The following is an 8,159-nucleotide window of genomic DNA, read 5'->3' on the forward strand; positions in this document are numbered from 1 at the left end:
GCCTTCGGGATGTGCCAGAGCGGCAGCCGATGCGGTCGTCCCGACACCGAGCGAGAAGATACCGGCCAGCAGCAGCCCAGCCGCAGGGACGGCGGCAGTGCGAAGGCGAGTGCTCTTCAGCAACTTTCTTCACCTATCTTTCTCAGCTGGAAAACGCTTCAAGCGTCAACCAATCACCACAGGGATTACGGCATCGTTTTTAATGCCACACATCCCTCCTTGCGCACGGAGGGCGACTTCCACCCTCTGCATGCCCACGACAATTCCACACTCATCAAGACCAGGCAAGCGGATATAAAGATTTTGAGGTTTACTTGAGCATCAGAAATGAAAGGCAATTAATTCCGGCAACGCGATGGCCGAAATTCGTCACGTATTCATACGCGCCAGATGTCTAATACTGTGCTGTCCGGGCAGACCGCGAGCGAACGATTCAGCATTCCGACGGAAGTGACACCACATTCGGAACCACCGATTCCCTTTACCGCCTCGCCGATGGCGTCACTTGACGCAGGCACCTCCAGTGGGTTGCATACGTTCTGTGATCACATACCGGACATCGGGAGCCGCATCATGGACCCGGTGATCGTCGTCGGCGCGGGGCCCGTCGGACTGTCCCTGTCCCTGGCCCTGGCCGGCTCGGGCGTGCCCTGCGTCGTGCTCGACGAGGGCCCCGGCAAGGACGAGCCCCGGCCCGCCCGTACCGTCGCCCTGCACGCCGACACGGCGGCCATGGTGCACCGCCTGGGCTGTACGACACTGCGCGACGAGGGCGCGTATTTCGCCGCCTGGCGCACCATGCGGCGCGGCCGCGACACGCACCGGATCACCTTCGAGGACCAGCCGGCCCCGCTCCACCTTCCGCAGCACGCCCTCGCGCGCGGGCTGCGCGACGCCGCCGCCGCGCACCCGCTGGTCCAGCTGATCACCGACAGCAAACTGGATTCCCTGGAGCAGGACGGCCGGGGGGTCACCGCGCACACCCGGGGCGCCGAGACCACCTGGTGGCGCGGTAGCTTCCTGGTGGGCTGCGACGGCGCCCGCTCCACCGTGCGCAAGCTGCTCGGCATCCGCTTCCCGGGCCGGACCGCCGTGGAACGCCATGCCGTGGCCGCGCTGCGCACCGACCTCCCCTGGCCCGGCGAGGCGTTGCTGCACCGCAGCCCGCCGGAGGAAGTCACCGCCCGGCCGCTGCCCGACGGGGTGTGGCGGCTGGACTGGCTGCTGCCGCCGCGCGGGGAACTCGTCACCCCCGACGCGCTCCTGACCCTCGTCCGGGACACCCTCGCGGGGTGGTACGGGGGCACGACTCCCCCGTACGACCTGCTCGACACCGGGGTGTACACCCTGCACCACCGGCTCGCCCGGCGCTGGCGCGACCGCCGCGCCTTCCTCGCCGGGGACGCCGCCCACCTGCTGGGCGCCCTCGGCACGCAGGGGGTCGAGGAGGGGCTCCGGGATGCCGAGAACCTGGCCTGGAAGCTGGCGCTGGCCTGGCACCAGGGAGCCTCCGAGGCCCTGCTGGACAGTTACGAGGGCGAGCGGCGCAGGGCGGTCGCGGCCCGGCTGCGCGCGGCCGACCAGGCGGTGCCGGCCCTGCGCAGCGGCAGCGGGCTGCGTACCTACCTCCCCGGAGCCTCGCGTTCCGCGGAAGCCCTGCTCACGGACGGCCACTTGGGGCGCGGCCCGCTCGGTGTCGCTCCGGCGTACGCCCCGCCGGTCGCGGTACGCGAGGTGCCGACCGCGACGGAGCCGGGCGGCCCGGTGGCCAACGTCCCGGTGACCGCGCCCGACGGGTCCACGGTGCCGCTGCGCGACCTGCTGGGGCGGGGCCGGCTGCTGGTGCTCCTGGTCGCGCCGGGCACCGGGGTGTGGGACCGGCGGCACTGGATGGGTGCCGGGCTGATGCCCCGGCTCGCGGCGGCGGTGAGCGCACTCCCGGTCCGGTCCGAGCTACTGGTGGCGGACGGCTACCCGGGGGCTCCGGCGCACACCGTGCTCCTCGTACGGCCGGACGGACATCTGGCGGCGACCTTCGCGGGGGTGCGGCCGGCCGAGCTGTACGAGGCGGCGGACACGGTCCGGATGGGGGCGCCTGAGCCGGCCTCCGCCAAGGCGCCCCCCGCCAAGACGCCCTCCACCGCGCCGACAGCCGTGATCGATTGACCCGCTTCCCATCCTCATGCTTCACTCCCGGACATGACCGGCAACGACGTACGCCTGTGGCGGAGGGTTCACATGGACCTGCTCCGCTACGCGGGCTGCGTGTGTCGCCCTTCCTGCTGATTCGCCCTTCCCCTCGCGCGCCCCTGCCCTCGGCGGCCTGCGCGCACCTTCGCGAACCCCAGGACGGTCACTCCCATGGCTCCCTCCACCCCATACGCCTACCCCGGGCCGGCACCCGCGCCGGCCCCGGCCCCAGCCCCGGCCCCGGCAGGGCCTACAGCCGCCGAACTCCTCTCCTTCGCCCTCCGGACGGCGTCCGACCCCGAGATCGTGGAATCGCTGCCCCTGGACCCCCAGGGCCGTACGTGGATCCGGCTGGACGGCCCCGGCGGCAGCGAGGCCTGGCTGATCGGCTGGCCGCCGGGCACCGGCACCGGCTGGCACGACCACGCCGAATCGCGGGGCGCGTTCGCCACCGCGCGAGGCCGGCTGACGGAGCACTCGCTGGTGGTCCGGCTCCCCTCGGAGGGCTGGCGGAGCCTGGAACTGGCCCCGGAGGTGGACCGCGGCCGGCGCCTGGACGCGGGTACGGGGCGGGCGTTCGGGGAGCACCATGTGCACGAGGTGCTGAACGAGTCGACGCGGGAGCACGCCATCTCGGTGCACGCGTACTACCCCCCGCTGCCCCTGATCCGGCGCTACAGCCGCACCGGCCGGGTGCTGAGGCTGGAGCAAGTCGAACGCCCGGAGGACTGGCAGTGAGCACCGATCCGATCGGCATCGACGCCCTCCTGGACCGGGTCCGTACGACGTACACCCGGATCACCCCGCAAGAGGCCCACGCCGCGTCCCTGGCGGGCGACGCCCTCCTGGTGGACATCCGCTACCAGGCCCTCCGGGACCGCGACGGCCTGATTCCGGGCGCGCTGGTCATCGAGCGCAACGAACTGGAGTGGCGGCTGGACCCCCAGGGCTCGCACCGCGCCGCGGAGGCCGCCTCGCACGACGTGCGGGTGGTGGTGATCTGCAACGAGGGCTACGCCTCGTCCCTCGCGGCGGCCTCCCTCCACACCCTGGGCCTCCACCGGGCCGCCGACCTGACCGGCGGCTTCCAGGCCTGGAAATCAGCCGGCCTCCCCGTCACCTGACCCCCGCAAAATCCAGCCCGCCGGCGTTCGAGGCGCAGGGGCTCGGGCGCCGCACCTAATCCAGCACCGCCGGCGTTTGAGGCGCAGGGGCTCGGGGGCAGCACCTAATCCAGCCCCGCCGGCGTTTGAGGCGCGGGGGCTCGGGGGCAGCGCCCCCGCAACGGCGCCGCACCCGCGAGGGTCCGGGGCAAAGCCCCGGGGAACGGTGGAAGGGCGGGTAGGGGACCAGCCCCGCAGGGCACCCGCCCCGGCGCGGGGGTGGTACCCCCACCGACCCCTACCTCGACGTGGCCACCTCCACCGGAGGTACCCGCAACGCGACCCGCCCCGGCACAGCGGTGGCCGCCACGGCCAACAGCCCCGCCACCCCGAGCACCCCCACGTACACCACCGGCAGCACCACCGGCGCAGCCACCCCCGTCATGCCCACGCTGAAAGCGGTCAGCACGGCCAGCGAGATCCCCGACCCCAGGACCGTCCCGATCAGCACCACGGACACCGCCTCCACCCGCAGCATCCGCAGCACCTGCCGCCGCTTCGCGCCCGCCAGCCTCAGCATCGCGAACTCCCGGAACCGCTCCGCCGTGGACATCGCCAGCGTGTTGACCACCGAGATCGCGGTGAAGGCGAGCACCAGCCCCATCGCCAGCAGGTTGATCTCCGCCCCGGCGTCCTGCCGCTCCGCCCGCGCCTCCTCGGCGGCGCGCGCCGACAGCACCGCCACCCCCGGGTACCCCTTCACCGCCGCGGCCAGCCGCTCCCGCCCCGTCCCCGGCCCGGCAGCCACCAGCACACTGCTCGCCAGCGGGTTGTCCACGTGCGCGGCCACCAGGGCGTGCGGCAGCGTCAGGTCCCCGAATCCCAGCCCCCGCGCGTACACGGCGGCGACCGTCAGCGTGACTGGTGTCCCGTCCCCCAGCGTCAGCTTCAGCGGGCTCCCCGGCCTCAGCCCCAGCTGATCGGCGGCCAGTTCGCTCACCGCCGCGCCCCGCTCCCCGAACCCGGCCAGGCTCCCGCTCGTCACATCGGGGTCCCAGGTCCGGTCCAGCCCGGCCGGCGTCACCCCCTGCGCGGCGTACTTCGCCAGCCCCACCCGTACGGACGTGTGCACGATCTCGGTGGCCGCCTCGACCCCAGGTGCACGCCGGACCGCCTCGGCGGCCTCACCGGTGACACCCGCCCCCGGCCCCCGCGTGGCCAGCACCCACTCCGCCCGGATCCCCTCGCGCGCCTGCGTCCGGGCCGCGTCGCCGAGCGTCGGCGTGATGAACAGCACGGTGCAGGTCATCCCGATCAGCAGCGCGAGCGGGGTGACGGCGGAGGCCATCCGGGTGGCATTGCCGCGCAGATTCGCGGTGGCCAGCTCACCGTTGGCGCCGGCCAGCCGCAGCGGGCCGGCCAGCAGCGCGGTGGCACCGCGCACCAGCAGCGGGCCGAGCAGCGAGACGGCCCCGGCCAGGACCACCACGGCCAGGAAGGTGACCGGGGTCGATGCCGGCTCGGTGCGCAGCGCGCTCAGTACGGCGACCAGCACCACCCCGCCGGCCAGCAGCAGAACCCCGGCGGCGATCCTGGTCCGGGCCGGCCGCGTCCGCTCGACGGCGGCTTCGGCGAGGGCCTGCGCCGGGCGGATCCGGGCGATCCGCCGCCCGGTGATCCGCGCGGCCGCCCAGGCTCCGAGCAGGCTCGCCCCCACGGCGCCGAACATCGGGAAGATCCCGGCGGTGCGCTCCAGGTTGGCCGGGATCACCCCGCTGTCGATGAAGCGGCCGTGCAGCCAGGCGGCCAGCGGCAGCCCGGCGAACGCTCCGGCCACCCCGGCGGCGAGGCCGACGACCAGCGCCTCCCGGCCGATCATGCGCCGCAGCTGCCTCGGCGTGGCCGCGACGGCCCGCAACAACGCCAGCTCGCGGTGGCGCTGCTGCACGGACAAGGCGAAGGTGCCGACCACGACGAGGACCGCCACGAGCAGCGAGGTCCCGCCCATCGCGCCGCCCATGGACACCAGCTTGATCCGCGCCCCGGCCGCATCGAGGAATTCGACGGGCCCCCGCTCCTCTCCGCTGCTGACCTGCGCGGTGGTGCCCTTCAGCGCCTGCTCGACCCGCCCGGCCAGCTCCCCGGCGTTCACCCCGGGCCCGGGCAGCACGCCGATGGCACTGACCTGCCCGTCCCGCGCGGCCAGCCGCTGGGCCTCGGCGTCGCTGAAGAACAGCGAGCTCTGCCGGGCCAGGTCCCCGCGGGCGGTCTGCGCGACCCCGCTCACCGTGTACGTCTTCGGCTCGCCGGTGGCCTGTACGGTCAGCCGGGCGCCCGCCGTGAGGCCCGCACGGGCGGCCAGTTCACGGTCGACGACGACCTCGCCGCCGCCCTGGGGGGCGCGGCCCTCGGCGAGCGTGAAGGGGGTCAGTACGGCGGAGGTCCAGGCGTGCCCGTACGAGGGCTTCCCGCCTCCCGGGGCCCTGACCAACGGGACGGCCTGGAAGGTGAGTTCGGGCACGGCCCGCTCGACCCCGGGCACGGAACGCACCGTGTCCACGGTGGCGGCGGAGAGCCAGGCCCGTTCCGCGACGGGCTTGGCCTTGTGCTTCGTCTTGGTCTTGCCCTTCTTCTCCTTGACCGTGTCCTGGTGGACGTTCTGGTCGGCGGAGACGATGACCGGGGTGGCCGAGTAGCGCTCGGTGCCGATCCTTCCGCGGAGCCCCGTTTCCAGGAGCGTGCCGCAGGCGGTGACGAGGGCCGCGGCGCACAGGAGCGCGATGAAGGCGCCGAGGAAACCGGCTTTGCGGTGCCTGACGGTCTGGAGGGCGTAACGCAGCATCATGCGGTCAACTCTGCTGCGGGGCCCGGCTCCTGGCATTGGAGCGCTCCGGCGTCTGCCGCCGGGGGCTAACCCCACCCCCGCACCGCGGGGCCGCCGCCGCTCCCGCCGCCCGGCCGGACGGGGTCAGGCTCGGCGTCAGTCCCCCGCGTACCCCAGGCCCAGATCATCGGTGTCCTCGCCCTCCTCCTCCAGGGCACGCCGGACCACCCGCAGGGCCATGCCCTCCGCGTACCCCTTGCGGGCGAGCATCCCGGCGAGGCGCCGGAGCCGCTTGTCCCGCTCCAGGCCCCGGGTCGAGCGGAGCTTGCGCTCCACGAGCTCGCGGGCGGTCTGCTCCTCCTGCTCGGAGTCCAGCTGCTCAAGGGCCTCGTCCACGAGGGTGGCGTGCACCCCCTTGGTGCGCAGCTCCCGCGCGAGGGCCCGGCGGGCGAGGCCCCGGCCGCGGTGCCGGGACTCGACCCAGGCCCCGGCGAAAGCGGCGTCGTCGATCAGGCCCACCTCCTCGAACCGGGAGAGGACCTCCTGCGACACCTCCTCGGGGATGCCCCGCTTGTCCAGGGCATCCGCGAGCTGCCGCCGGGTACGCGGCATCCCGGTGAGCAGGCGCAGGCAGATCGCCCGCGCCTGCTCCTCGGGGCTCTGGGGCGGCAGCTCCTGGCGGCCTTCCCGGCCACCTTCGCGGCCACCTTCGCGGCGGCCTTCGCGACGGCCTTCACGGCCGCCGGGCCCGCCGCTCCTTTCCTGCTCCCGCACGGGTCAGCTCTTGGCCGCGGCGGCCTTGGTGGCCGTCTTGGCCTTCGACGCCGGAGCGGGCACGGGCGCGGCCTCGGCAGTCGCACCGGCCCCGGCCTCTTCGGCGGCGGCGGCGTCCTTGCGTACGCCGACGCCCAGCTTCTCCTTGATCTTCCGCTCGATCTCGTTGGCGAGGTCGGGGTTGTCCTTCAGGAAGTTGCGGGCGTTCTCCTTGCCCTGGCCGAGCTGGTCGCCCTCGTACGTGTACCAGGCGCCGGCCTTGCGCACGAAGCCGTGCTCCACGCCCATGTCGATCAGGCCGCCCTCGCGGCTGATGCCCTGGCCGTAGAGGATGTCGAACTCGGCCTGCTTGAACGGCGGCGCGACCTTGTTCTTGACGACCTTGACGCGGGTGCGGTTGCCGACCGCGTCCGTGCCGTCCTTGAGGGTCTCGATGCGGCGGATGTCGAGGCGCACCGAGGCGTAGAACTTCAGCGCGCGGCCACCGGTGGTGGTCTCCGGCGAGCCGAACATCACACCGATCTTCTCGCGGAGCTGGTTGATGAAGATCGCGGTGGTCTTGGACTGGCTGAGCGCACCGGTGATCTTGCGGAGCGCCTGGCTCATCAGCCGGGCCTGCAGACCCACGTGCGAGTCGCCCATCTCACCCTCGATTTCCGCGCGCGGCACGAGGGCCGCCACGGAGTCGATGACGATCAGGTCGAGCGCGCCGGAGCGGACCAGCATGTCCACGATCTCCAGCGCCTGCTCGCCGGTGTCCGGCTGGGACAGGATGAGGTTGTCGGTGTCGACGCCGAGGGCCTTCGCGTACTCGGGGTCGAGCGCGTGCTCGGCGTCCACGAAGGCGACGGTGCCGCCGGCCTTCTGCGCGTTGGCCACGGCGTGCAGGGTCAGGGTGGTCTTACCGGAGGACTCCGGTCCGTACACCTCGACCACGCGGCCGCGGGGCAGCCCGCCCACACCGAGGGCGATGTCCAGCGCGGTCGACCCGGTGGGGATGACGTCGATGGGTTCGTTCGGCTTGTCGCCGAGGCGCATGACCGCACCCTTGCCAAATTGCCGTTCAATCTGTGCGAGCGCGGCGTCGAGGGCCTTCTCGCGGTCGGTGCCTGCCATGGGTTCCACCCGATTTGCTTGAGTCGATCGCTTCACGCCATTGACGCTAACGCCTGCCACTGACAATGCGCTTCCACGTCCGGTTTGGCTGTGGATAACTCATCAGAATGGATGTTCGATTTCCCTGTCAAGCTAGGAGCGTGGGTCGGTAT

At 72.8% G+C, this 8,159-nt stretch carries 7 protein-coding genes; 4 read left to right on the forward strand and 3 right to left on the reverse strand.

The window, feature by feature from the left end; translation table 11 throughout:
- Positions 1-573 precede the first annotated feature (573 nt).
- From J7I97_RS28065 to J7I97_RS28075, 4 genes are all read left to right on the forward strand, one after another.
- Positions 574-2,166: an NAD(P)/FAD-dependent oxidoreductase gene (locus J7I97_RS28065; protein ID WP_214940139.1), complete on the forward strand. Its 1,593-nt coding sequence runs from the start codon at positions 574-576 to the stop codon at positions 2,164-2,166.
- Positions 2,167-2,199: 33 nt separating this feature from the next.
- Entirely contained in the window at positions 2,200-2,286 is an 87-nt protein-coding gene (locus J7I97_RS40465) for a putative leader peptide (protein WP_311318651.1), read from the forward strand.
- 75 nt (positions 2,287-2,361) lie between these two features.
- Positions 2,362-2,928 (forward strand): cysteine dioxygenase family protein, encoded by a 567-nt coding sequence (locus J7I97_RS28070; protein ID WP_214940143.1) that lies wholly within the window; start codon positions 2,362-2,364, stop codon positions 2,926-2,928.
- The gene (locus J7I97_RS28075) at positions 2,919-3,314 is read left to right on the forward strand and encodes a rhodanese-like domain-containing protein (RefSeq protein WP_214940167.1); all 396 of its coding nucleotides are present in this window, start codon (positions 2,919-2,921) and stop codon (positions 3,312-3,314) included. Before J7I97_RS28070 ends, J7I97_RS28075 begins: the two co-directional genes overlap by 10 nt.
- A 277-nt stretch (positions 3,315-3,591) precedes the next feature.
- Here J7I97_RS28075 and J7I97_RS28080 read toward each other — a convergent pair whose 3' ends face one another.
- The 3 genes from J7I97_RS28080 to recA form a co-directional block, all read right to left on the reverse strand.
- On the reverse strand, positions 3,592-6,138 hold the full coding sequence (locus J7I97_RS28080; RefSeq protein ID WP_214940148.1) for an FtsX-like permease family protein: 2,547 nt from the start codon (positions 6,136-6,138) through the stop codon (positions 3,592-3,594).
- 135 nt (positions 6,139-6,273) lie between these two features.
- On the reverse strand, positions 6,274-6,891 hold the full coding sequence (gene recX, locus J7I97_RS28085; protein WP_214940151.1) for a recombination regulator RecX: 618 nt from the start codon (positions 6,889-6,891) through the stop codon (positions 6,274-6,276).
- A 3-nt stretch (positions 6,892-6,894) separates the two neighbouring features.
- Positions 6,895-8,007, reverse strand: a complete 1,113-nt coding sequence (recA, locus tag J7I97_RS28090; protein WP_214940154.1) for a recombinase RecA — start codon at positions 8,005-8,007, stop codon at positions 6,895-6,897.
- Positions 8,008-8,159: the final 152 nt, after the last annotated feature.

It is taken from the genome of Streptomyces sp. ISL-87 (assembly GCF_018614095.1).
Taxonomy (GTDB): domain Bacteria; phylum Actinomycetota; class Actinomycetes; order Streptomycetales; family Streptomycetaceae; genus Streptomyces.